The following is a 21,099-nucleotide window of genomic DNA, read 5'->3' as shown; positions in this document are numbered from 1 at the left end:
AACGTTCCGACGGTTCCCCACGAAAGCCGGCGGATCGCGGCGCGGGGGCACGGGCCCGACCGCGATCGAGCGCCGCTTCGCCGGAACCCTGGCAGCCGAACCGTCCGATCGCAGGTTCGCTCGTTCAGCAGGATCCGCGCAGGCTTACCTGCTGCCAGCCATCGACCGCGTCGCGCACCTTCACCTGGCGGTGGCGTGTGGTGTATTCGGCCGGGATCATGCGTGCGACGGACCGGGCCGGCTCGACGAGGACCTTTTCCGAGATCGTGCGGGTGACGGCCGGAATGTGGCGGGCGACCGTCTGCTGCGGGCGCACCAGAACACGCTCATGGGCAACCCCGTAGACGGCCGGTATCGTCTCGGCATAGGTGCCGCCCGGGTCGACCATGACCTGGCGGGACCGATGCGCGTACTCGGCCGGTATCTGCACCTTGCAGTAGACGCGGTGCCCGTTGATCACGCGCCATTCGAAGCCGGTCCGCGCCGGGGAGACCAGCACGCGTTCGCTCACCGTCCGGTAGACCGGCGGTGCGGTTCGATGAACCGTGCGGGCCGGCTCGACCAGAACCTGCCGGGCGACCGTCTCGTACTGTGCGGGAACGATCTCGTAGGCGACGCGAGCCGGCGCGACGACGATGGTGCGCGCCTGATGGCCGTAGCGGGCCGGAACGGTGTCGTGCACCGTGCGGGCCGGGGAGACGAGAACCGTTTCGGCGACGCTGCCATATTGCGCCGGTTGATGAACCGGCTGGTAGCATTCGAGGGACGCGCCGTAGCCGCCGGCGATCGCGGGTTGGACGGCCAGGCTGCAACTGGCGGCAAGGGCAAGAAAAGCGGTCAGGCGACGCATCGAAACACTCCCGTTCGAGATGGATGGTAAGTCCGTGGGAAGTATTAGTCATGCAGTCCGGCGGGAAGGCAAGGTTGGCTTGGGAAAAGGACGCCCCGTTATGATATCGAGGTTAAGCATAAAATGATAATAAAAAGCCCGGCATGGCCGGGCTTTTCGTTTGGATCGATGTTGCTTTGGTATTACTTTTCGTCGTCCATTTTGCGAAACGCGTCGAGCGTCTCGTCGTCCGGCTCGCGCGTATAGCCGGCCTGCGTCTTTCGTTCGTTGTGCCGAGCTTCCTGATCCTTGGCCTGCAAGGCGTTGTCGCCCATCCGTTCCGACGCCAGCTGGTCTTCGCTCAGAATGTCGGGATCGATCGTCCCGGCGGGTTTGTCGCCGCCCTTGGGAAGCGGGGTCTTGTCGTTGTCGGCCATGCTCCGGCCTCCTGTCTGTTCAAACGAAAGGGATGAGGATCGAGGATCCGCTCTCACCGCTCGACTTCGATGAGGATCTCGTTGCGCTTCATGAAGCCCGGCGTCCACGGCGGATTGTAGAACGCATATTCCGGATCGCCCTTCTGGCTCAGATTGTTGTCGGCGAGATAGTTGTAGAGGGTCATGAGCTTCTTCGATGCGAGCGTCGCGTTGAAGTTGCCGCTGAAGCGGATCGCGACGACACGGCGCGCCGGCACCTCCTTCAGCGCCACGTCCGACTGCGCGGGATCGGGGAGGCTCGCCATCGTGTGCTTCTTCGGCATGACGAAGCGAATGGCCCAGCCCTTGGTGTGGCCGTCCGAGTCCGAAAGCTGCTGGAGAACCGGCGTCGTCATCTTGATCGATTTGCCGCCGCGGTTCTTGGCTGCGATGTAATCGTAAAGGGTGTCGAAACCGGCCCGGCGTGCCTTCTCGTGATAGCCGCTTTTCACGGTCTCGGCGACGATCATCGATTCATAGTCGCGGATCTCGACCTCGTCGTCCTCGCGCACCACGTCGTAGCCCGGCTCCTCGGCGTGTTCCTGGACCTTCTTCGTGATGTAGTAGGCGGCACCGAGTGCGGCCACCGCTCCGCCGGCGACGAGGAGAACCGTCAGTTCCTTGTCGCGGCTCTGGACGGCCGCGCGGATCTTGTCGATGCCGCGCTGGCTTTCCATGCCGCGTTTGAAGCTGGTGGTGCGGGGCAGGCGCAGATCGGGAAAGGAGGCCGCAAGCGAGGCGAGCGAACCGCGGGCCGACGAATAGCCGTCCTCCGACGCATCGCGGAGGGCGCGAATCTGGCGCTTGGCATCGGACGATGTCGGCGCGCTCCAGCCGGTCAGGAAATCGGGCAGATAGCGGGCGGTGAAGGTCGGCTCGTGATGAAACGGGTTTGCCCTGACGAGAGCGCGGCGGGCGCGCTCGGTGCGCGAAGGGCGCGGGTCGAACCGTGTCTCGATATCGTGCTCCAGCTCCGACAAGCGCTCACCGATCGCATTGAGGCTGTCGGACAATCCGTCGATGAGGGAACGGTCGCGGCTCATGAAAAACTCCTGCATTATCCAAATGACGCCCGGGCGCGCTGCGCCATGCAGCGCGTGCCCGACCTGTCTCATACCGCCAACGTAGAGCCTGCGGACTTGGTTGCGAGGGGCGGGCGATTCGGTTCCATGCGGGCGCGTGTTTGCGCCACCAACGGCCGGAAGAGGGCGGTGATTCATCGAAAAATAACCGAGATCGCCGCAACTTCGCACCGGTTGGCGCATTGAGGAACATCAGGTCTTCCATAACCTGATACTCCAGCAAAACTCTAAGGCGGCCCTCGTGCCGCCTCTTTTTTGCCGTTCGGGTCCGGCTTTCCCCTGCACAAGGTGTGGTTGCGGAAACGCGGGCGATGGGCCCGAAACATCCGGTGCGGCGCGTGCACGGCAGGAGTGTCGAATAATCCGCGATCGCGGTCTTTGCTTGCGTGCGGCCTGCGCCATCTGGCCTGGACAGAGGAATCCAAGCCTTTGCAGACGGAGCGCAGCCATGGCCGAATCTCCCGATTGGTACGACGATCTGGGCGGTATGCTTCGCAATGTGCTTGAAGAGCTGAAAGATGCCGTGGACGAACGCGACCACGGTTTCCGGACATTTTCCGTCGCGACCATAGGGCTGGATGGTGCGCCCCGTTCGCGCATTGTCGTGTTGCGCGGCGTCGACGCGGCGGTGGGCGAAGTTCGCTTCCACACCGATCTGAGATCGCGAAAGATCGTCGAACTGGGTGTGCATGAGGCCGTCTCGCTGCTCTTCTACGATCAAGACCGCAAGCTTCAGGTCCGCGTGCGCGGGACCGCCAGGATCCTGACGCTCGCCGATGACCGGCCGGACGACAGGGCGGCGGCGGCATTCGCCGGCGCGCGGCCGGGCAGCCGGGTGTGCTACCGCGTCGAACCGGGCCCTGGAACGGTCATTCCGGAGCCTGACGGGTACGCGCATCAGGATGTGGCGGATGGTCTCGACGGCGACATCGCATCCGATCCGGGGTCGGACAATTTCGCCGCGGTTCTCGTTGCCTGCAACGAGATCGAGATCCTTTATCTGGCAAGCGAAGGCCATCGCCGGGCCCGGTTTCGAAGAAAGGCCGGCAACGCGCCGTATCGGGGAGAATGGCTGACGCCCTGAACCGTTTCCCAGACGGGTCGGCGGACAGTGCGAACGGGCGGCCGGCAGGCTGGCTTGCCGCCGGCCGGCCCCGACATCAGCCGGCCATCGCGGCGAAACCGCGCTCAAGGTCGGCCTTCAGATCTTCCATATCCTCGAGCCCGATCTGCAGCCTTATCAGCGCCCCTTGGCCCGGCCCCTTCGCGATCGTGCGATCCGACAGGTCGACCGAAACGGCGAGGCTTTCGTGCCCGCCCCAGGAATAGCCGAGACCGAAGATCCGCAGCGCGTCGAGAAAGCGGTTCGCGCCCGCCGGCTCGCAGTCGAGAACGAGGCTGAAGAGGCCGGTCGAGCCGGTGAACTGCCGCTTGAAAGCCGCGTGGTCCTTGAAGGAGGGCAGGGCCGGATGCAGGACGGAGAGAACGTCGCTTCGGGTCTCGAGCCAGCCGGCGAGATCGAGCGCGACCTTCTCGTGGTGGCGCAGCCGGATGCCCATCGTCTTCAGGCCGCGCAGAACCAACGAGATATCGTCGGGAGTGGCGTTGATGCCGAGCGCCGTCTGCGTCTTCAGAAGCTCGCCCCATGTCCGCTCGCTCGCCGACACCGATCCCATGAGCAGATCCGAATGGCCGCCGGGATATTTGGTGAGCGCGTGGATCGACAGGTCGACGCCGTGATCGAGCGGCCGGAAGAAGACCGGTGTCGCCCAGGTATTGTCGAGCATCGTCACCGCGCCGCCTTTATGGGCCGCATCGCAGATCGCGCGCACGTCCTGGATCTCGAACGTGTTCGAGCCCGGCGCCTCCAGAAAGACGATCGAGGTTTCCGGTCGCATCAGGTCGGCGATGCCCGCGCCGACGTAAGGGTCGTAATATTCGACCGTCACGTTCATCCGCTCCAGAACCTGCCGGCAGAAGCTGCGGGTCGGCGCATAGACCGAATCGACGATGAGAACATGGTCGCCTGCGGACGCGAAGGCCAGGAGGGGCAGGGTGACCGCCGCCAGGCCCGACGGGACGAGGGCGGTGCCGAACGAGCCTTCGAGCTCGTTCAACTGGTCCTCGAGCACCGTCGTCGTCGGCGTGCCGGCCAGGCCGTAGCTGTATTTCAGGTCCTTGCGGCCGAGCATCGCCGCAGTCGATTCGAACAGGACGGTCGATCCGCGCACGATCGGCGGATTGACGAAGCCATGCATGCTCATCGGATCGTAGGGGGGATGAACGAGCCTGGTATCGATTCGGCGCTCGTCAGGCTCCGGTCTGGTCTTGTCACTCACGAAAATAGTCCCGTTCGCTGCTCCTTGCAGGGTTGAAGCCCAATCACGCCGTGTGCGCAACGCGAAACTTTATGCAGGCGCTTGACCTGCTCAAATATTTGTCATGTCATGTCCCGGAACGATGGCCTTGCAGCGAGGCGGGCGTCCGTCCGGACCGGTAGAGACCATGCCGGGCGCTCGCCTCCGTTTAGATCCTCCATCGATCGCCTGACGATGCAAAAAGAAGAACGAACAGGGAAGTCATCATGACATTCAAACTTCTGACCGCAGCCCTCGGCCTATCGGTTGCAGCTCTCGCGACCTCGGGCGCCTTGGCGCAGACGGCCGACACCGTAAAGGAACGCGGGATGCTCCGATGCGGCGTGAACACGGGTCTGCCCGGCTTTGCGTCCCAGAACGATCAGGGCGAATGGCAGGGTCTCGACGTCGACTATTGCAAGGCGGTCGCCGCCGCGGTGCTCGGAGATCCGTCGAAAGTGACCTACTCGCCGCTCTCCGCGGTTCAGCGCTTTCCCGCGCTGCAGAACAACGAGGTCGATATCCTGGCGCGCAACACGACCTGGACGATGGACCGCGACACGTCGCTCGGTCTCGATTTTGCGGGCGTCAACTATTATGACGGCCAGGGCTTCATGGTGAAGAACGAGCTCGGCGTGAATTCCGCGCTGGAGCTTTCGGGCGCGACCGTCTGCGTCCAGTCCGGCACGACGACCGAACTGAATCTCGCCGACTATTTCGAAGCCAACGGCATGGATTACAATCCCGTCGTCATCGAATCCCAGTCCGACGTGAACTCGGCTTATGATTCGGGCCGCTGCGACGTGCTGACGACCGATGCGTCGGGCCTTGCGGCCTCGCGGCTGGAAATGGGCACGCCGGACAACCACACCATCCTGCCCGAGATCATCTCCAAGGAGCCGCTCGGACCCGCCGTGCGCCAAGGCGACGCCCAGTGGGCCGATATCGTCCGCTGGACGCACTACGCGCTGCTGAATGCCGAAGAGTTCGGCATCACCCAGGCCAATGTCGAAGAGATGAAGAACTCCGACAATCCGGATATTCGCCGTCTTCTCGGCCAGGACGGCAATTTCGGCGAGACGCTCGGCCTGCCGCAGGATTGGGCCGCCCAGATCATCGCCGCCGTCGGCAATTACGGCGAGATCTTCGAGCGCAATATCGGCGTCGATACGCCGCTGAAGATCCAGCGTGGCCAGAACGCGCTCTGGACCGATGGCGGCCTTCAGTACGGCATGCCGGTTCGCTGAACGGCATCGTCTCAGGAGCGCGGGCGTGGTTCGGCCATGTCCGCGTTCGACCCTTCCGGGAACGGCCAACGATGCCGGTCCCGCTTCCTGACAGAAGCCAGAATGACAAGAAGCCCCGAGGCGCCACGCCGTACCGTCCGTTCGCACGGCACGCGCCTCCACCCAAAGAGGTATGAATGGCGGCCGACATCGAGACGCACGGGAGCGCGCGTGCCCACGCCTCATCGTCTTCCGGAATCTTGAACAACCCGCTGTACCGATCGATCGCGATCCAGGCAGTGTTGCTCATCGCCCTCGGCCTGTTCGTCTGGTGGCTCGTGCTGAACACGTCGCGCAATCTGGAGCAGGCCAATATCGCCTCCGGATTCGATTTTCTCGACAATCGCGCAGGCTTCGACATCGGCCAGTCGGCGATCCCGTACACCAGTTCATCGACCTACGGGCAGGCTCTGCTCGTCGGGTTGGTGAACACGCTGATCGTCGCCGGAGCGGGGATCGTGTTCGCCACGATCGTCGGTTTCATCGTCGGCGTCGGCCGGCTGTCGCAGAACTTCCTCGTGCGGCTTCTCTCGACGGTCTATGTCGAGATCTTCCGCAACATTCCGCCGCTTCTCGTCATCCTGTTCTGGTATTTCGGCGTCCTGTCCGTTCTCGGCGGACCGCGCGGGATCGCCGAGAATCCGTTCGGATTCTACATTACCAATCGCGGCCTTCAGACGCCGAGCCCGATATTCGAGGCGCTGGCCTGGGTTTCGGTCGCGGTCTTCGCGGCCGGTATCGTCGCCGCCATTCTCCTGGCGCGCCGCAACACCAGGATGCAGCTCAAGACCGGCGAGCGAAAATCGATCCTGTGGCCGGTCCTCGGCCTCGTCATCGGCCTGCCGATCCTCGCCTTCGTCGTGACGGGACTGCCGGCGACGATCGATGTCCCGGTTCCCTCCCGCTTCAACCTGCAGGGCGGTTTCCAGATCAAGCCCGAATTCGTCGCGCTGTTCCTCGCCCTCTCGCTCTACACGGCCGCGTTCATCGCCGAGATCGTGCGCGCGGGCATCCTTTCGGTCTCGAAGGGGCAGACGGAGGCGGCGTCCGCACTCGGCCTGCGCCGCAGCATGACGCTTCGGCTCGTCGTCGTGCCGCAGGCGTTCCGGGTCATCATCCCGCCGCTCACCAGCCAATATCTGAACCTCATCAAGAATTCCTCGCTGGGCCTTGCGATCGGATATCCCGAACTGTTCGCGATCGGAACGACCGTTCTCAACCAGTCGGGCCAGTCGATCGAGATCATCGTCATCTGCATGGGCATCTATCTCGCAATCTCGATCGCGGTGTCGATCTTCATGAACTGGTTCAATTCGAAAATGGCCTTGGCCGAGCGTTAGGAACGAGACCCCATGAACGATCATTCCAGCGCCTTCGTCTCGACCGAGGATCTGCCGCAGCGCCCGGCGCCGAAGAACGAAAGCGGCCCGCTCGCCACCATCCGCAAGAACCTCTTCGCCACGCCGATCGACGCCATCCTGACCCTCGTCAGCGGCACCTTTCTCGTCTGGGCGGTGTGGAAGCTCTTCAATTTCGTCTGGCTGGACGCCGTGTTCACGGGGGAGAACCGCGAAGCCTGTCTCGTCGAAGGCGGGGGGCACGCCGGCGCCTGCTGGGCGTTCGTCGAGGCCAAGCTCGGCCAGTTCATCTACGGCACCTATCCCGAGGGCCAGCGATGGCGCGTCGACACGCTGTTCGTGCTCCTGGCGGTCCTCGCTGCCGGCCTCCTGATCCCGAAGATTCCCTACAAGAAAACCAACGCGATCCTCCTGTTCGCGGTCTTTCCGGTCGTCACGCTGGTGCTCCTCACCGGCGGCGAGTTCGACATGGCCGGTGGCGCGATCGCCCTCGTCTTCGTCCTTGCCGCTCTCGCGACCCTGAGCGCCGCCGGTTCGGTGCCGCGCATCAGCTTTTCGCGACCCGACATGCGGATCGCGATCTGGCTGATCGGCGCCGCCCTCGTCCTGATGCTCGCGGCGATCGTGCTCGATCTTGGCTCGCTCGAACTTGCCGGTTTCCCATTCAGCTATCTGACGTTCGCCTCGTCGCTCTGCGCCCTTTGCTCGATCGCCCTCTGCGCGTTCGTCGGCATCAATTCGAAGCAGACCAGCGTCAGAAGCATGGTGGTGCCGGGCCTGGTGGCCGTCCTCTTCATCTTCGCCATGACCGCCGACTTCGACCTCCTCCACGTTCCGACCAACCGTTGGGGCGGCCTGATGCTGACGCTCGTCGTGGCCTTGTCCGGCATCGCGGCGTCCCTGCCGTTCGGCATCCTCCTGGCGCTCGGCCGCCAATCGGACATGCCGGCCGTCCGGCTCTTCTGCGTCATCTTCATCGAGTTCTGGCGTGGCGTTCCGCTCATCACCGTGCTCTTCATGGCGACGTTCATGCTGCCGCTGTTCATGCCGGAAGGGGTCAACTTCAACTCCCTCCTGCGCGCGGTGGTGGGTGTCGCGATCTTCGCCTCCGCCTACATGGCCGAGGTGATCCGCGGCGGTCTCCAGGCGATACCCAAGGGTCAGTACGAGGGCGCCGACGCGATGGCGCTGAGCTACTGGCAGAAGATGCGGCTGATCATTCTTCCGCAGGCGCTGAAGATCGTGATCCCCGGCATCGTCAACACCTTCATCGGGCTCTTCAAGGATACCTCGCTCGTCTACATCATCGGCCTTGCCGATCTGCTCGGAACGGTCAAGCGCGGCTTTGCCGATCCGACCTGGATCGCCCCGTCGACGCCCGCCACCGGGCTTCTCTTTGCGGCTTTCGTCTATTGGGTCTTCTGCTTCGGCATGTCCCGCTACTCGATCTTCGTCGAACGCCGTCTCGACACCGGACACAAACGATAAGGACGCGACAGTCATGTCGAACACAGAACGCAATGCCCCGGTGCCGTCCGGAACGCCTCAGATCTCCGACGAAATCGCGGTCGAGATGGACAGGGTCAACAAATGGTATGGCGAGTTCCACGTCCTGCGCGACATCGACCTCACCGTGCACAAGGGTGAGCGGATCGTCATCTGCGGCCCCTCGGGCTCGGGCAAGTCCACCATGATCCGCTGCATCAACCGGCTCGAGGAACACCAGAAGGGCACGATCATCGTCGACGGCATCGAGCTCACCGGCGATCTGAAAAAGATCGACGAGGTGCGGCGTGAGGTCGGCATGGTGTTCCAGCACTTCAATCTGTTTCCCCATCTCACCATCCTCGAAAACTGCACCCTCGCGCCGATCTGGGTTCGCAAGCTGCCCAAGAAGCAGGCCGACGAGATCGCGATGCACTATCTCGAGCGTGTCAAGATTCCCGAACAGGCGCACAAATATCCCGGCCAGCTCTCGGGCGGCCAGCAGCAGCGCGTCGCCATTGCGCGCTCGCTCTGCATGAGCCCGCGCATCATGCTGTTCGACGAGCCGACCTCGGCGCTCGATCCCGAGATGATCAAGGAAGTGCTCGACGTCATGGTCGGCCTTGCGGAAGAGGGCATGACCATGCTGTGCGTCACGCACGAGATGGGCTTTGCGCGCCAGGTCGCGAACCGGGTGATCTTCATGGATCGCGGGCAGATCGTCGAGCAGAACGAACCGAAGGCGTTCTTCGACAATCCGCAGCATGAGCGCACCAAGCTCTTCCTGTCGCAGATCCTGCACTAGCGCGCCGGCGCCGGGCTCGTTCTTCGCCTGTCCTGCGCAGCCGAGCCGTCCGGCCGGGCCTGCAAAGCCGGACAAGCGCGAATGTCGGTCCTGGTCGGCTGCCGGGACAAGCTCCCCTTTCAGGCCCGCAGAACCCTTGGTTCGCGTCGGTTTTGCGGTGTTGAAGCCGGCGCGAACGGGACTTTCGCGGCAAGGTGCGGTTGGGGCGTTTATTTGGGCGATCGGCGCCGGAACGACCAAACCCCTTTTGCGTTAGCTCGGTGGGACATTACAGACGCGTGGCTTGCTCACGCCTTAAGGCAAAAATCTTGTCAGACGAAGAAGTGAAGCCGTCGCGCAATGGCCCGAATACTGCGACCGCGATCGGTCTCGTAGCGAAACAGACAGTCGAGGTGGGTCCGAGATGGGCCGTCATCGGCATCTTCTTCATCCTGCTCTTCGGCGCTCTCTACCTGACGGCGAGCTTCGTCCTGCCGGTGATCGTCGCGCTGCTCTTCGCGCTCATCATGAGCCCGATCGTCCGGTTTCTGCGACGTCGGTTGCGGATCTGGGAGCCGGTATCCGCCTTCATCCTCGTCATCGGATCGCTGATGGTGATGACGTTCGGCTTTTACATGCTGAGCAATCCGATCGCTAACATCATCACCAATGCGCCGACCTATGTGACGGCCGTCGACCGGGAGATCCGCAGCATCCAGGCGCGCTTCCAGCGGTTGCAGGAGGCCGGCGAGAGCGTCGGCGAGGATGCGGAGGCGGGCGAGGGCGAGAATGCCGCCGATGCGTTGCCGCCGTCACCGTTCACGCGGCCCGCGCCCGAGGACGGCCCGCAGGAGGTGGTGGTTCAGAATCCGGGGCTCATCGACAGCGCCACCAACGAACTGCCGACGCTTCTCGCCTCGATCCTGTTTTCCCTCGTCTTCCTGTTCTTCCTCCTCGCCTCCGGCGACATGTTCTACTCCAAGCTCGTGCGCCTGATGCCGACCTTGTCGGACAAGAAGCGGGCGCTGCACATCGCCCACGACATCGAACGCGAACTCTCGCGCTACTTCCTGACCATCACCTTGATCAATACGGGTCTCGGCATCGCCGTGGGCGTCGGCCTCTGGTATGTCGGCATGGACAGTCCGGTGGTGTTCGGCGCACTGGCGACGCTTCTCAACTTCATCCCTTATCTCGGCTCCCTCTTCGGAATGGCGCTCGTCGGCGTGATCGCGCTGGCCGATTTCGGCAGTGTCGGGGATGCCTCGGTGCCGGTCCTCATCTATCTGGCGTGCACCACGATCGAAGGACAGTTCGTGACGCCGCTGGTGGTCGGGCGACGCCTGCAGATGAACGCGGCCGCCGTGTTCCTGTCCGTTGCCTTCTGGGGCTGGATCTGGGGCGTCATGGGCATGTTTCTCGCCGTGCCGCTCATGGTCACGATCAAGGTGTTTGCAACCTATATCAGCGCGCTTGCCCCGTTCGGCGCATTCCTGTCCGGGGATGAGATCCGCACCGAGGACGAGGAGTAGCCTCCGGCTTCTTGCGGAAACGAAAAAACCGGGCACGAAGCCCGGTTTTCGAAACTCGTCGGTGGGACGACGAAGGCGCAGGGACCTTCGTCCTCAGATCACCCCGGCCACCATCGCGCCGATGAAAGCCAGAGCGGCGAACGCCATCAGCAAGTCGATTGAACGCACGTTTTCCATGTGTCTCTCTCCTCCTTCGGGCAAGCGTCGCATCCATTCGCATGAATGCAATTCCGATCCCGGATCTTCGGTCGCTTCGATCGCGCAGCGTCTGCGGCACGCGCAACGAAACGCCCGAAACTCGAACTTGGTAGACTTCAGCAAGCAAAACAAGCTTTTATCGATGTTGCGCTGCAGCATGTCGAGGATGTTTTCTGAACTGACGACGTAACACGCTGTAAATGCAGGCCTCCCTCTTCTCGCAAATGCACATCGAAACTTGTCGGCGCATCATGTCCGGGCGGCCTCAGCGGTTCGCGATCAAGCGCTCGATCGATGCGGCGATCGCCAATGCATGGGAATCGCGACCGAACCGCGCGATCACCGACACGCCGAGCGGCCATCCGGCGTCCGTTGCGAGCCCCGGAACGTTGACCACCGGATTGCCGGTCAGGGTCCACAGTTTCGAGATCGTCGGATCGCCGGTCGAGCCGAAGCCTTCGGGAGCCGGGCCGAACGCCGAGGGCGCCACCAGCGCGTCGACATCCTCGAACAGGGCGTTTGCAGCCTTGCGTCCGATGCGCGCGGCGCGTCTTGCGATATCGTACGCCTCGGGCGTGACATCGAGACCCTCGTCGAGGATCGCCTTCAGTTTGGGCCCCATGCGTGCGCCTTCGGCGCGGTGCTCGTGCATGAGCGCGCGGGTCGATTCGTAGCCCTGGATCGCCGTGTGGCTCTGGCGCGCCTCGTGCAGTGCGCCGGGTTCGGCAACGTCGACGGTGCGGACCCCGGCATCTTCCAGCCACCGGCGGACCGTTTCGATCGCACCGGCCATCGAAGGTTCGATGGTCTCGTCGACTTTCGAGCGATAGAACCCGATGGTCCTGCCGGACAGGTCGAATTCCGCCGGAATGGTGAGCGCGCGGTCGGTGAGGCGGTCCGCGAACAGCGCCACATCCGCGACGCTCGCCGCAAACAGACCCGCCGTATCGAGCGACCAGGCGAAGGTCTTCATGCCGACCGTCGGAAGCAGGCGATAGCTCGGCTTGAAACCGGCAATGCCGCAAAAGGCGGCGGGGCGAACGACCGATGCACCGGTTTGCGAGCCGAAGGCGGCGGCACAGAAGCCCGCCGCGACACATGCCGCCGATCCCGACGACGAGCCGCCGGGCGTGCGGCCCGGAGCCGACGGATTGGTCGTCTCGACGGGATCGAGGGATGCGAGCTCCGTCGTCGCGGTCTTGCCCATGACGGCCGCGCCCTTGGCGCGCGCCATCGCGACAAGCGCCGCGTCGAAGCGCGGCTGGTGGCCACGATAGAGCGCCGATCCCATCTCGGTCGGCATGTCCGCGGTGTCGAAAATGTCCTTGATGCCGACGGGAATGCCGGCAAGCGGGCCCCGGTCCGGCATGTCCGCCACCTGCGACAGGCGGGTGAACGCCTTCACCTCGGCGTCCCCCGCATCGATCCGCCGCCTCGATTCGCGGATCACGTCCCCCGGCGTGATGGATCCGGCGGCGATCGCCTCGAGGATGGCGCGGACACCGAGACGGCGTTGGTCCAGAACGGATGATGACATGACGAATCTCCCTGACATGCGTGTCGCTGCAGCGCCGGGAAACGGTGGCCTCCGGTTCCTCGGCCCCCGGCGCGACGATGATGAGCCGGCCGCAAAGGGCGATGCGATCCCGGCGCCCGATGCTGCAGGTCCGCATGCCTATCCGGCCTGCGGGCCGAAGACCAGTCGAATTGACAGCGGCACGCGACGCCTGTTCGATCAGGCGATCATGCACCGGGAGATCCACGCCATCGCGGCCTCGACGTCCGGCACCACCCGAATGGGGCCGGCGGTCGCCGGGCGCTCGATCATGACGACCTCGAGGCCGAGGGTTCGCGCGGCTTCGATCTTGGGATAGGACGCCGGACCGCCGGCGTTCCGGCAGACGAGATGGGTGATCGTCCGCTCCCGAAACAGTCTCGCCTCGTCGCTCGCGCATCGGCCGGGGCCCGCCCTGACGATCTCCGCCGCCGGCGGGCGCGAAACCGCGGCCGGCTCGATCATGCGCAGGACGGGCTTCAGGTCGCGCCGGTGTTCGAAGGCGGCAAGATGCTGCGAGCCGAGCGCGATGAAGGGTCTTGCGCCGTCCGGCAAGGCGGCGGCGGCCTCCGGCTCGTCGGCGACCATAGTCCATCGGTCGCCGGGCAGGATCGTCCAGGGCGGGCGGGAAAGCTTGATAGCGCGGGTTCCCGTCCTTGCCGCGGCGGCGGCGGCGTTCGCCGCGATTTGGACCGCGAACGGGTGGGTCGCGTCGACGAGTGCTGCGAAGGGCTCGCCGGCAAGATAGGCCGAAAGCCCCTCGACGCCGCCGAATCCGCCGGTCCGCAAAAGGATGCGATCACCCGACGGGACGACCGGATGGCGCGTGCGGCCGGCAAGCGAGAGGATGATGTCGACGTTCGGGATGTGGGTTTGCAGTCTGGCCGCCAGCGCGTTCGCCTCGCCTGTTCCGCCAAGGACGAGAATCCGGCGCCGCGTTCCCCGGTCAGCCGGCACGGGCGACCACCGTCCCGGCGCGGTCCGTCACGACGATGTCGACCGCGATCGCCGCGCCGCGCAGGAGTTTCACCGCCTCGCGCCTTGCGGCCTCGGCGATCGGCGCGGCGAGATCGAAGCGGTCGTCGCCGGCGAGATCGAGCGCTTCCTTCGCGGTGTTCGCGCCGGCGATGCGCCGTGCAAGGTCGGCATGGCCCGCCGCTTCGGCGAGGTGGGCGAGAAACGCGAAATCAACCTGGCTGCGGCCCGAGTGAAGATCCATCGCCCCTTGCGCGAGCTTTGTCAGCTTGGCGAACCCGCCGGCGATCGTCAGCCGCTCGACCGGGTGCGTCCTCAGATATTTGATGAGCCCGCCCGCAAAGTCTCCCATGTCGAGAAAGGCGAGCTCGGGCAGGTGCGGATAGAGCGCGCGCGCGGCCGCCTCGCTCGACGAACCGGTGGGACCGACGAGATGGGTGAGGCCGGCCGCCCGTGCGACATCGACCCCGCGATGGATCGCATGTATCCAGGAGGCGCAGGAGAACGGATGGACGATGCCCGTCGTGCCGAGGATCGACAGGCCGCCGACGATCCCGAGGCGGGGGTTCCAGGTCTTTTCGGCAAGGCGGTCGCCGCCGGGGATCGAGACGGTGATCTCGACATCGGCCGCGCGAGCGTGCTCTGCGCATAGCTCCGTTGCGACGTCCCGCATCATCTGGCGGGGAACGGGATTGATCGCCGGCTCGCCCGGCGGAATCGGCAGGCCCTCCCGGGTCACCATTCCGACGCCCGCCCCCGCCTTGAAGACGATGCCGGAGCCGGGCCCCAGAAACCGGACTTCGACGACGATTTCCGCCAGATGGGTGACGTCGGGGTCGTCGCCGGCATCCTTGATGATCCCGGCCAGAGCATAGGCGTCGGTTCTTTCCTGATGGCAGAGCGCGAAGGCGGGCGTCTCGCCCTTCGGAAGGGTGATTGAGACCGGATCGGGAAACCTGCCGGTCAACAGGGCGGAAAGGGCGGCCTTGGTCGCCGCGGTGGCGCAGGCGCCCGTCGTCCAGCCGCGACGAAGCCCCGTCGCGCCGTCCTTCCGCCGTTCATGGCCGATCGTTTCGCTCATGCAACGCTTATACGCGCTCGCGGCTTCCGCGAAAACGTCATGCCAGGCAGAGGCCGAAAAGCGCGGCCATCTCGGTGAGTTGCTGGACGGCTCCGAGCGTGTCGCCGGTCTGTCCGCCGAGCCGGCGCTTCAGCCAGCGCCGGAATCCGAGGAACTTGAGAAGGGCAAAGGCGAGCCCGAGCAGCATGGCGCCCCATCCGAACCCGATCGCGGCGGACGCTGCGAAGATCAAGCCGCCGAGGGCTGCCGAAATCCACCCGGCGCGCCGGGTCGGGCGGCCGACCCTGTCGGCGAGGCCGCCAATGTCGGCCGACGGGAGGCTTGCCCAGAGAAGGGCCATCAGGCCGCGGCTGTAGGCGGCAGCGCCGAGAAGGGCGAGGGCGGCGGCAACCGGCGAATGGGTGACGAGTTCGGCAAGGAGGGCGATGCGGGCGACAACCGAAAGGATCAGCGCGAGCGCGCCGTAGCTGCCGACACGGCTGTCCTTCATCACGGTCAGCGCACGCTCCGGCGGCAGGTGACCGAACAGCCCGTCCGCGACGTCGCCGAGCCCGTCCTCGTGCAGGGCGCCGGTGACCCAGACGGACAGGGCGACCGAAAGCACCGCGGCGAGCAGGGCGGAAATGCCGAGCTCGGGAAGGGTGAGAAGAAGAATGGCCGATGGCAGGGCGGCGACGAGCCCCGCGAGCGGAAACGCCGGCACGTCTTCGCCGAGCGGATGGTCGCCGCCGCGAAAGGCGCCGTCCACGGGCGGAAACCGCGTCAGGAAGGCCAGCGATCGCAAGGTGCTCTTGAGCGGGGTCATCATGCGTCGTCCGTGGCAGCCATCGGAAAAGGGTGCAGGCGCCCGATGGCCGCAGGCGCCTACCAGCGCAGAAGCCGCCGGCCGATAAGCGCGCCCGCCGCCACCAGAATGCCGCTCGCCAGCGAATACCACAGGGCGACGAAGAGCGGCGAATCGTTGGTGCAGTGCGCGGCATAGAAGAAGGCCGCGACGGAGGCGGCGGCAAGGCCGCAGAGCCCGCCCTGAAGCATCGGATAGGCCGGCGCCCGCTCGCGCGAGGCGTGCAGGAACAGAGCGAGCGGCACGATGCCGACCAGCGGGATGAAGGTCATGCAGGCCGCCGCGTTCCGGCCGATGGCGCGTTCCGCCCACAGCCCTGCGGGCGTCACCGCCATCTCGACCAGAACCGCGCAGGCGAGGAGCATGAGGGGTGCGAGAATGACTGCGAGGGAGCGCCTGCGGCCTGTCGGGCGCGCGAGTTCGCGCACCGCGAACAGGGCGCATGCGGCAAGGGCGGCGGTGATCACGAACTTGTAGTCGAAGCGCATGGTCTGGATCGCGCGCTCGAAATCCGGGCGCACGCCGAGCGTCGTCAGCAGAGCCAGACCCGCGGCCGATACGGCGCAGAGCGTGACCAGCCACCAGTCGGCCACGCGCGGCGCGGGCGCGGCGCTCGCCTCTCGCTGCAGGCGTTCGATGAGCTGTTCGGTGTTCATTCGCTGGATCCCCGGCGTTCCGACAAGGCCTTGAGGCCGCGGTGAAAGGCAACGCGGACGGCGCCCGGGCTGATGTTCAGCCGCTCCGCGGTTTCGTCGATGCTGTGGCCGTCGATCGAGATCGCCGTCACGACCTCGCGCGTGCGCCCGTCGAGGCCGCCGACGGCCCGCCTGACGTCGGCGGCGACGAGACCCGACATGTCCGGCTCGACCGTGGCCGCGTCGAAATGGTCGGAGATGTCGACCTCGATGCGCCGGCCGTGCTTGCGGAACGCATCGATCGCCTTGTAGCGCGCGATCGCAAAGAGCCAGGGCTCCACCGGTTCGTCGGTCCTCCATGTGTGCCGCTTGGCGTGAACCGCCATCAATATCTCCTGAACGAGGTCTTCCGCATCGAAGCCCGGCAGTCCGGGCGGCAGTTTTCGTGCGCAGAAGCCCCGCATCATTCTCGCGACGCGGTCGAGGAAGCGGCCGTAGCAGGCCGAGTCGCCATCCAGCGAGGCTCTGAGAAGGCCGCCGAGATCATCGTGCGCCGGACGTGTGCCTGGCTTCATAGGAAGGGTTTCGTCTCGAAGGAGGCCATCGTTACGCCGCTGGGATGGGAATTTCGCCATGGGAACAGGCTGTCGTCGACAGCCGGCCCGTCTGCCGGCGATCATGCCAGCATTCGGCACCGACCGCAAAAACACGAAAGAGCGACGACCCTGCGACCGCCGCTCTTCGTTCATGCCGGACGGGAGGCGGTGCTCAGGCCGCGTAGACGACCAGAAGATCCTTCGCATCGATCTGGGCGCCGGCCGTCACGTGCAGTTCCTCGATCGTGCCGTCCTTCTCGGCGTGGATCGCCGTTTCCATCTTCATGGCCTCGATGGAGAGGAGCACGTCGCCGGCCTTCACCTTCTGGCCCTTGGTGACGGAGAGCTGCGAGACGACGCCGGGCATCGGCGCGCCGACATGGTTCTCGTTCGCCGCATCCGCCTTCGGCCGCGCGGCGCCGCCCGTCGCGCCATGCGCCCGGTCCGGCACCTTGACGCGGCGCGGCTGGCCGTTCAGCTCGAAGAACACCGTGCGGTTGCCCTTCTCGTCCGTCTCGCCGAAGCCGAGGCAGCGGATGACCAGCGTCTTGCCCCGCTCCAGATCGACGAGGATCTCCTCGTCCTGCTCGATGCCGTAGAAATAGGACGGCGTCGGCAGCATGGAGACCGGACCGTAATTCTCGATGGTCTTGGCGAACTCGGTGAAGACCTTCGGATACATCAGATAGGAGGCGAACTCCTGGGCGCTGACGTCGCGGCCGAGCTTGTCCTCGATGGTCTTCTGCTCTTCGGCGAGATCGGCGTCCTTCAGGAGCGATCCGGGACGCGCGGTCGAGGGTTTCTCGCCCTTCAGCACCTTCTTCTGGAACTCCTTCGGCCAGCCCTGCGGCGGCTGTCCGAGATCGCCGCGCATCATGGCGACGACGGAATCGGGGAAGGAGATGTCCTTTCCCGACATCACGTCCGAGACGTCGAGATCCTGGCTGACCATCATCAGCGCCATGTCGCCGACCACCTTGGAGGAGGGGGTGACCTTCACGATGTCGCCGAACATCTGGTTCACGTCGGCATAGGTCTGGGCGACCTCGTGCCAGCGGGTTTCGAGGCCGAGGCCGCGCGCCTGCTCCTTCAGGTTGGTGAACTGGCCGCCCGGCATCTCGTGGAGATAGACCTCCGAGGCCGGGCCCTTCAGATCGCTTTCGAATGCGGCGTACTGGTTGCGCACCGCTTCCCAGTAGAACGAGATCCGCCGGATCGATTCGGCATCGAGCCCGGGATCGCGATCGGAATGCTTGAGCGCCTCGACGATGGAGCCGATGCAGGGCTGCGAGGTGTTGCCCGACAGGGAGTCCATCGCCGCGTCGACCACGTCGACACCGGATTCGATGGCGGCCAGGACCGTCGCCGACGCGATGCCGGACGTGTCGTGGGTGTGGTAGTGGATCGGCAGGCCGACCTCTTCCTTGAGCGTTGTGAAGAGCTTGCGCGCGGCGGCAGGCTTGAGGAGGCCGGCCATGTCCTTGACGCCCAGAATGTGCGCGCCGGCGTCCTTCACCTCGTTGGCGAGATCGACGTAATATTTGAGATCGTATTTCGCGCGGTTGGGATCGAAGATGTCGCCCGTGTAGCAGATCGCGCCCTCGCAGATCTTGCCGGATTCGATCACCGCATCCATCGAGACGCGCATGTTCTCGACCCAGTTGAGACAGTCGAACACGCGGAAGACGTCGACGCCGCCCTTCGCGGCTTCGGCGACGAAGCGGCGCACGACATTGTCCGGATAGTTGGTGTAGCCGACGCCGTTCGAGCCGCGAAGCAGCATTTGCAGAAGGATGTTCGGCGCCTTTTCCCGCACCTGGGCCAGGCGCTCCCACGGGTCCTCGGTGAGGAAGCGCATGGACACGTCGAACGTTGCGCCGCCCCAGCATTCCAGGGAGAACAGGTTCGGCAGCCCGCGTGCATAGGAGTCTGCGATCGCGACGATATCGTGGGTGCGCATGCGCGTGGCGAGCAGCGACTGGTGCGCGTCGCGCATGGTCGTGTCGGTCATGAAGACCTGCTTCTGCGCGCGAAGCCAGTCGGCGAAGCCCTGCGCCCCCAGCTCCTCGAACGTCTGGCGGGTGCCGTCGACGATCGGCGCATCGAAGCGGGGAACCACGGGGGCCGCATGATCCGCGGACGGGCGCGGGCGGTTCTTGGTTTCCGGGTGGCCGTTCACCGTGACGTCGGCGAGATAGGTGAGAAGCTTGGTCGCGCGGTCGCGGCGCTTGGTCTGCTGGAACAGCTCCTTGGTCTCGTCGATGAACTTCGTCGTGTAGCTGTTGTCCTGGAATTTCGGATGATCGATGATCGCTTCGAGGAAGGTGAGGTTGGTCGCCACGCCGCGGATGCGGAACTCGCGCAGCGCCCGGTTCATGCGCTTGATCGCCTCTTCCGCCGACGGCGCCCAGGCCGTCACCTTTTCCAGCAGCGGATCGTAGAAGCGCGTGATCACCGCGCCGGAATAGGCCGTGCCGCCATCCAGCCGGATGCCGAAGCCCGTCGCGCCGCGATAGGCGGTGATGCGTCCATAGTCGGGAATGAAGTCCTGTTCGGGATCTTCCGTCGTGATCCGGCACTGGAGGGCGTGGCCGTTGAGCTTGATGTCCTCCTGCCTCGGAACGCCGGAGGCCGGGTCGCCGATCTTCTCGCCGTCGAGAATGTGGATCTGCGCCTTGACGATGTCGATGCCGGTCACCTCCTCGGTAACCGTGTGCTCGACCTGGATACGGGGATTGACCTCGATGAAGTAGAAGTCCCCGGTCTCGGCATCCATCAGGAACTCGATGGTGCCGGCGCCGACATAGTTCGTCGCATCGGCGAGCCTACGGGCGTAGGCGCTCAGTTCCCTGCGCTTCTCGTCGTTGAGATAGGGGGCGGGCGCACGCTCGACGACCTTCTGGTTGCGGCGCTGGATGGAGCAGTCGCGCTCGAAGAGATCGACCACGGTGCCGTGCTTGTCGCCGAGGATCTGCACCTCGACATGGCGGGCCTTCTCGACGAGCTTTTCGAGATAGACCTCGTCCTTGCCGAACGCGGCCCTGGCCTCGCGCTTGCCCTCGATGACGCCCTTTTCCAGTTCGCCCTCGGAACGGATGACCCGCATGCCGCGTCCGCCGCCGCCCCAGGAGGCTTTCAGCATCAAGGGATATCCGACCTCGTCGGCCATCTGGCGCACCTCGGCCATGTCGGCCGGCAAGGGCTTGGTGGCGGGAACGACGGGAACGCCGACCTCCATCGCCAGATTGCGCGCGGCGACCTTGTTGCCGAGCTTGCGCATCGTATCGCCCGAGGGGCCGATGAAGATGAAGCCGTTCTCCTCGCAGGCATCGGCGAATTCGGGGCTTTCGGATAACAGCCCGTAGCCCGGATGGATCGCGTCGACTTCCGCGAGCCGGGCGACGCGAATCACCTCCTCGATCGACAGATAGCTCTCGACCGGGCCGAGATCCTTCGGAAGATGCGGCCCGCGTCCGATCTGATAGCTCTCGTCCGCCTTGAAACGGTGGAGCGCCAGCTTGTCCTCCTCGGCCCAGATCGCGACGGTCTTGATGCCCAGCTCGTTGGCTGCGCGAAACACGCGAATGGCGATTTCGGATCGGTTGGCGACGAGAATTTTACGGATCGACACGCTGTGGGCTCCTTGAAGGGCTCGTGGTAGGCGGGGCGTCTAGTCGCGCGCGGACCACCACTCAGGCAGGTGTCTTATGGCTGCCGACGCCGCTCATTCGCAAGTGCGAAGGTAGCCTGCCGATTAATTGGACATGCGCGAGATTTCGTCAACGGCTTTCGGGACCCGTCGCGACGGCGGACGGGACGGCAAGCGCCGGGCCGCCATTGTGCCCTGCCTGCAACGGCCGATCGCAAAGGCTTGCCGGCACACGTTTTCATGGTTCCTGTGAATTGCACTTCGGGTTCCTGCGCGCCAGAAACGAATCAAGCCGCGCCGGTCCGGACAGCGATGCGAACAGCATCGCACGAACAGGCTTCAACGAGCGCGGCAATCTTGGAGTATCAGGACATCAT

Annotated in this window: 18 protein-coding genes; 6 read left to right on the top strand and 12 right to left on the bottom strand. The window is 65.0% G+C overall.

Going from position 1 to position 21,099, the window contains the following annotated elements; translation table 11 throughout:
• Positions 1 to 124 precede the first annotated feature (124 nt).
• The 3 genes from U0C82_RS01410 to U0C82_RS01400 form a co-directional block, all read right to left on the bottom strand.
• Positions 125 to 850 (bottom strand): hypothetical protein, encoded by a 726-nt coding sequence (locus tag U0C82_RS01410; protein ID WP_322185142.1) that lies wholly within the window; start codon positions 848 to 850, stop codon positions 125 to 127.
• Positions 851 to 1,032: 182 nt separating this feature from the next.
• Entirely contained in the window at positions 1,033 to 1,266 is a 234-nt protein-coding gene (locus tag U0C82_RS01405; RefSeq protein WP_322185140.1) for a hypothetical protein, read from the bottom strand.
• A 53-nt stretch (positions 1,267 to 1,319) separates the two neighbouring features.
• Positions 1,320 to 2,348: an SOUL family heme-binding protein gene (locus tag U0C82_RS01400; RefSeq protein WP_322185138.1), complete on the bottom strand. Its 1,029-nt coding sequence runs from the start codon at positions 2,346 to 2,348 to the stop codon at positions 1,320 to 1,322.
• A 421-nt stretch (positions 2,349 to 2,769) separates the two neighbouring features.
• Here U0C82_RS01400 and U0C82_RS01395 point away from each other — a divergent pair, with 421 nt between their 5' ends.
• Positions 2,770 to 3,471 (top strand): pyridoxamine 5'-phosphate oxidase family protein, encoded by a 702-nt coding sequence (locus U0C82_RS01395; RefSeq protein ID WP_322185136.1) that lies wholly within the window; start codon positions 2,770 to 2,772, stop codon positions 3,469 to 3,471.
• 76 nt (positions 3,472 to 3,547) lie between these two features.
• On the opposite strand, the gene metC is transcribed toward U0C82_RS01395, so the two are convergent.
• Complete coding sequence (gene metC / locus U0C82_RS01390; protein ID WP_322185134.1) at positions 3,548 to 4,726, bottom strand: cystathionine beta-lyase; 1,179 nt, start codon at positions 4,724 to 4,726, stop codon at positions 3,548 to 3,550.
• Between the two features lie 245 nt (positions 4,727 to 4,971).
• Here metC and U0C82_RS01385 point away from each other — a divergent pair, with 245 nt between their 5' ends.
• The 5 genes from U0C82_RS01385 (at position 4,972) to U0C82_RS01365 (ending at position 11,189) form a co-directional block, all read left to right on the top strand.
• Positions 4,972 to 5,991, top strand: a complete 1,020-nt coding sequence (locus U0C82_RS01385; protein WP_322185132.1) for an amino acid ABC transporter substrate-binding protein — start codon at positions 4,972 to 4,974, stop codon at positions 5,989 to 5,991.
• A 176-nt stretch (positions 5,992 to 6,167) separates the two neighbouring features.
• Entirely contained in the window at positions 6,168 to 7,370 is a 1,203-nt protein-coding gene (locus tag U0C82_RS01380) for an amino acid ABC transporter permease (protein ID WP_322185130.1), read from the top strand.
• 12 nt (positions 7,371 to 7,382) lie between these two features.
• On the top strand, positions 7,383 to 8,876 hold the full coding sequence (locus tag U0C82_RS01375) for an amino acid ABC transporter permease (protein WP_322185128.1): 1,494 nt from the start codon (positions 7,383 to 7,385) through the stop codon (positions 8,874 to 8,876).
• 85 nt (positions 8,877 to 8,961) lie between these two features.
• Positions 8,962 to 9,678, top strand: a complete 717-nt coding sequence (locus U0C82_RS01370; protein WP_416186615.1) for an amino acid ABC transporter ATP-binding protein — start codon at positions 8,962 to 8,964, stop codon at positions 9,676 to 9,678.
• 308 nt (positions 9,679 to 9,986) lie between these two features.
• Entirely contained in the window at positions 9,987 to 11,189 is a 1,203-nt protein-coding gene (locus U0C82_RS01365) for an AI-2E family transporter (RefSeq protein WP_322185124.1), read from the top strand.
• A gap of 93 nt (positions 11,190 to 11,282) precedes the next feature.
• Here U0C82_RS01365 and U0C82_RS01360 read toward each other — a convergent pair whose 3' ends face one another.
• The 8 genes from U0C82_RS01360 to pyc form a co-directional block, all read right to left on the bottom strand.
• The gene (locus U0C82_RS01360; RefSeq protein ID WP_322185122.1) at positions 11,283 to 11,546 is read right to left on the bottom strand and encodes a hypothetical protein; all 264 of its coding nucleotides are present in this window, start codon (positions 11,544 to 11,546) and stop codon (positions 11,283 to 11,285) included.
• A gap of 106 nt (positions 11,547 to 11,652) precedes the next feature.
• Entirely contained in the window at positions 11,653 to 12,924 is a 1,272-nt protein-coding gene (locus U0C82_RS01355) for an amidase (protein WP_322185121.1), read from the bottom strand.
• Positions 12,925 to 13,122: 198 nt separating this feature from the next.
• Complete coding sequence (locus tag U0C82_RS01350; RefSeq protein WP_322185119.1) at positions 13,123 to 13,899, bottom strand: cobalt-precorrin-6A reductase; 777 nt, start codon at positions 13,897 to 13,899, stop codon at positions 13,123 to 13,125.
• On the bottom strand, positions 13,889 to 14,998 hold the full coding sequence (locus U0C82_RS01345; RefSeq protein ID WP_322185118.1) for a cobalt-precorrin-5B (C(1))-methyltransferase: 1,110 nt from the start codon (positions 14,996 to 14,998) through the stop codon (positions 13,889 to 13,891). The genes U0C82_RS01350 and U0C82_RS01345 overlap by 11 nt, the downstream gene beginning before the upstream one ends.
• Before the next feature lie 37 nt (positions 14,999 to 15,035).
• Positions 15,036 to 15,806 (bottom strand): adenosylcobinamide-GDP ribazoletransferase, encoded by a 771-nt coding sequence (cobS, locus tag U0C82_RS01340; protein ID WP_322185116.1) that lies wholly within the window; start codon positions 15,804 to 15,806, stop codon positions 15,036 to 15,038.
• Between the two features lie 56 nt (positions 15,807 to 15,862).
• Positions 15,863 to 16,498: an NrsF family protein gene (locus U0C82_RS01335; protein ID WP_322185114.1), complete on the bottom strand. Its 636-nt coding sequence runs from the start codon at positions 16,496 to 16,498 to the stop codon at positions 15,863 to 15,865.
• On the bottom strand, positions 16,495 to 17,052 hold the full coding sequence (locus tag U0C82_RS01330; RefSeq protein ID WP_322185112.1) for a sigma-70 family RNA polymerase sigma factor: 558 nt from the start codon (positions 17,050 to 17,052) through the stop codon (positions 16,495 to 16,497). Before U0C82_RS01330 ends, U0C82_RS01335 begins: the two co-directional genes overlap by 4 nt.
• Positions 17,053 to 17,245: 193 nt before the next feature.
• A complete protein-coding gene (gene pyc / locus U0C82_RS01325; RefSeq protein WP_322185111.1) occupies positions 17,246 to 20,704 on the bottom strand; it encodes a pyruvate carboxylase in 3,459 nt (1,152 codons plus the stop codon).
• Positions 20,705 to 21,099: the final 395 nt, after the last annotated feature.

The sequence above is a fragment of the Fulvimarina uroteuthidis genome (assembly GCF_034321785.1).
Taxonomy (GTDB): Bacteria; Pseudomonadota; Alphaproteobacteria; order Rhizobiales; family Rhizobiaceae; genus Fulvimarina; species Fulvimarina uroteuthidis.
The sequence above is the reverse complement of the archived record's forward strand: the minus strand, read 5'-3'. Positions and strand labels throughout refer to the sequence as shown.

What these genes read in the sequence shown, in the direction of transcription:
- cobS (WP_322185116.1), bottom strand. Translation starts at nt 15,806, where the DNA reads ATGATGACCCCGCTCAAGAGCACCTTGCGATCGCTGGCCTTCCTGACG.
- U0C82_RS01370 (WP_416186615.1), top strand. Translation starts at nt 8,962, where the DNA reads ATGGACAGGGTCAACAAATGGTATGGCGAGTTCCACGTCCTGCGCGAC.
- U0C82_RS01345 (WP_322185118.1), bottom strand. Translation starts at nt 14,998, where the DNA reads ATGAGCGAAACGATCGGCCATGAACGGCGGAAGGACGGCGCGACGGGG.
- U0C82_RS01375 (WP_322185128.1), top strand. Translation starts at nt 7,383, where the DNA reads ATGAACGATCATTCCAGCGCCTTCGTCTCGACCGAGGATCTGCCGCAG.
- U0C82_RS01330 (WP_322185112.1), bottom strand. Translation starts at nt 17,052, where the DNA reads ATGAAGCCAGGCACACGTCCGGCGCACGATGATCTCGGCGGCCTTCTC.
- U0C82_RS01380 (WP_322185130.1), top strand. Translation starts at nt 6,168, where the DNA reads ATGGCGGCCGACATCGAGACGCACGGGAGCGCGCGTGCCCACGCCTCA.
- U0C82_RS01335 (WP_322185114.1), bottom strand. Translation starts at nt 16,498, where the DNA reads ATGAACACCGAACAGCTCATCGAACGCCTGCAGCGAGAGGCGAGCGCC.
- U0C82_RS01405 (WP_322185140.1), bottom strand. Translation starts at nt 1,266, where the DNA reads ATGGCCGACAACGACAAGACCCCGCTTCCCAAGGGCGGCGACAAACCC.
- U0C82_RS01385 (WP_322185132.1), top strand. Translation starts at nt 4,972, where the DNA reads ATGACATTCAAACTTCTGACCGCAGCCCTCGGCCTATCGGTTGCAGCT.
- U0C82_RS01360 (WP_322185122.1), bottom strand. Translation starts at nt 11,546, where the DNA reads ATGCTGCAGCGCAACATCGATAAAAGCTTGTTTTGCTTGCTGAAGTCT.
- U0C82_RS01400 (WP_322185138.1), bottom strand. Translation starts at nt 2,348, where the DNA reads ATGAGCCGCGACCGTTCCCTCATCGACGGATTGTCCGACAGCCTCAAT.
- U0C82_RS01355 (WP_322185121.1), bottom strand. Translation starts at nt 12,924, where the DNA reads ATGTCATCATCCGTTCTGGACCAACGCCGTCTCGGTGTCCGCGCCATC.
- U0C82_RS01410 (WP_322185142.1), bottom strand. Translation starts at nt 850, where the DNA reads ATGCGTCGCCTGACCGCTTTTCTTGCCCTTGCCGCCAGTTGCAGCCTG.